The following is a 2,124-nucleotide window of genomic DNA, read 5'->3' as shown; positions in this document are numbered from 1 at the left end:
GCGCCTATGTGCCGCCCCTCAAGTGGCGCCCTTATGCCGACCCCGCATTGGCTCCATAGCGCCGCCCCGTGACAGCAGGTGCTGGGGATGTATAGCTACGCCGCGGTCTCTCCGTTGGATGGGTACCAGTATCTCGCAGGTTTCGTTCGAGCTACCACCGTCTCCAAGGGGACCGGTATCTTCGTCGTCAACGGCGTACTGAATCGCGCTACCTACAAGAAGCTGATCGAGGAAGCGCGTGCTGCGCAGTTGCAGGTCGATCGCGTCGTGGTGTACGGCGAAATCGCAACCTACACCGGCGCCGGCATCAGTTTCACCAAGTTCGACGAGCTTCCCGGCCTCGATCGGGGATGAGCTTCGTCGTGTTCAATCCCGAAAGGAGGGGTATGCAGACTCAAGCAAAGCCGAAACCGTTTCGGGAACTGACCGGACTTGCCTTCGTGTCAGGATTGATCGTGTTGTCGCCGTTGTTTCCCGGTGCGTTCCGCATCCTGTTCCTCTGCATCAACGTCGTTGCCTTCGTGATGTTCGTCGAAGACAAACGCCGGGCAGTGGAGCGGGAGAAGCGCATCAAGGAAACATGGCTGCATCTGATCACCCTCGGAGGTGGTTTCGTAGGCGCCCAACTGGGCAGGGCTACGGCCAGGCACAAGACACTGAAGCCGGCGTTCGACGGCGTCTTCTGTGTCGCATGGCTGCTGTGGCTCGTGGCGTGCGTTCTCTACTGGCTCTACGTCAGGAGATGACGAGATACCGGTACCGGGTCGATGGCGGAATTCCGCTGTCGCCCGGGATCGGGATTTGATCCTTAGGCTGGGTTCACCGGCCACTATTTCAAACCCATGCGGGGCATCTCAGTCCCGGTGGGCTGTGTGCTTCGCGATTCAATCAACGGAGCACATATGAACCAGCAAAGCGGCAAGTCGGTTGTTGCCCAGTTTCACGAAGCGGCAGTACGTGTAGCAATCGCCTTCTGCCGTCAATTGGCGTTGTCGTTGACGGAAGCGGAACTCACACTCGTCCGTGAACGGAACCGCGTCGAAGAAAGCGCAGGGGTATGCCATACCCATGACTTCTGTGACGCGAACATGCTGATGCTCGATGCCTTTGTAGAATGCGGCCGTGCCGAGAATCAGGAAGCCTGTATCGGCGACGAACTGCATCCTCTCTGGAATTCTGAGTGGAAACTGGCTGCTGAGGCTGACTTCCGCGTTGATGCATTTCGCGGGCCCCGTGGATTCCAGGCTGAAGCGGATTCCGCCGCGGTGAAAGCCCCTTTGAACCCCATTGCTACGAGCATCCTGGCGGCGGTGCAGCGCATGCAGGCGTTGAACGTGGTGATCGACGTCAATGAGACAGCGCCGTCGGTCAAAATCGACGCTCATGCGGTCCCGCACGTTCGGCAAGGCGGAATCTTCACGGTTGAGGGCGAGCGTGCCGATGGCCTGATTTCGGAGGCCCACGCCTACGTCAGCCTTGCCCAGACGGTGACGTTTGACGAAGCGATAGCGTTCATCGTGGAAGGCTACCTTGATGACTTCATCGAATTGCCAGATACGGTGCGACACGCGATCAATTCGGCCACTGTTCAGAGAAGTCTGGTTGTCGATGGAACTGATCCTTGTGGCAATTTCGCTGGTGACGGCGAAAATGCACCGTTCGTTGTCTTCGACGTTGACCGGCAGGAAAACATCGCCGGACCATTCGACACGCGGGACGCTGGTGAGAAGGCCCGATTGGCGATTCTAGAGGGTACCGCTCCGATGCTGGATGTTGGAGCCCTTCAGGCGTATCTGGAGCGCGACGAGAAACCGCGGGCGAATGGGTATCGAGAGATACGGCTCGCTGCCTATGACATCGTGATTACGCTGTTGCCCCAGGGTGGCGGTGTGATCGAGTCTTCGCTGCACGACGACGATGACAGTTCCGAAGCCAAAGCTGCGCTTGACGGCGTGGAGTCGATGATGTTGGCGCATGCTGTGGCCGGAATCGACGTTAGCTTGCCCGCGTATCTGGAGGGGATCGAGACGGCCGTTGAAGCTATCTGCCCCGGCGGTCGGTCAAATTCCTCCGGGTATGGTCACTTCAAATTCCCCCACCTGACGACCGTCGGCTGAGCCACTA

3 protein-coding genes are annotated in these 2,124 nt (G+C 58.8%); all 3 read left to right on the top strand.

Going from position 1 to position 2,124, the window contains the following annotated elements; all coding sequences use genetic code 11:
- Nucleotides 1–87 precede the first annotated feature (87 nt).
- The 3 genes from BDO18943_RS42330 to BDO18943_RS42320 all read left to right on the top strand — a co-directional run bounded on the left by BDO18943_RS42330 (nucleotide 88) and on the right by BDO18943_RS42320 (nucleotide 2,117).
- Nucleotides 88–354, top strand: coding sequence for a hypothetical protein (locus tag BDO18943_RS42330; protein ID WP_175026716.1), 267 nt, complete (start codon nucleotides 88–90; stop codon nucleotides 352–354).
- Complete coding sequence (locus BDO18943_RS42325; protein ID WP_235996343.1) at nucleotides 351–746, top strand: DUF1294 domain-containing protein; 396 nt, start codon at nucleotides 351–353, stop codon at nucleotides 744–746. Before BDO18943_RS42330 ends, BDO18943_RS42325 begins: the two co-directional genes overlap by 4 nt.
- A gap of 156 nt (nucleotides 747–902) precedes the next feature.
- Entirely contained in the window at nucleotides 903–2,117 is a 1,215-nt protein-coding gene (locus BDO18943_RS42320; protein ID WP_175026715.1) for a hypothetical protein, read from the top strand.
- Nucleotides 2,118–2,124: the final 7 nt, after the last annotated feature.

The sequence above is a fragment of the Burkholderia aenigmatica genome (assembly GCF_902499175.1).
Taxonomy (GTDB): Bacteria; Pseudomonadota; Gammaproteobacteria; order Burkholderiales; family Burkholderiaceae; genus Burkholderia; species Burkholderia aenigmatica.
The sequence above is the reverse complement of the archived record's forward strand: the minus strand, read 5'-3'. Positions and strand labels throughout refer to the sequence as shown.

What these genes read in the sequence shown, in the direction of transcription:
- BDO18943_RS42320 (WP_175026715.1), top strand. Translation starts at nt 903, where the DNA reads ATGAACCAGCAAAGCGGCAAGTCGGTTGTTGCCCAGTTTCACGAAGCG.
- BDO18943_RS42325 (WP_235996343.1), top strand. Translation starts at nt 351, where the DNA reads ATGAGCTTCGTCGTGTTCAATCCCGAAAGGAGGGGTATGCAGACTCAA.
- BDO18943_RS42330 (WP_175026716.1), top strand. Translation starts at nt 88, where the DNA reads ATGTATAGCTACGCCGCGGTCTCTCCGTTGGATGGGTACCAGTATCTC.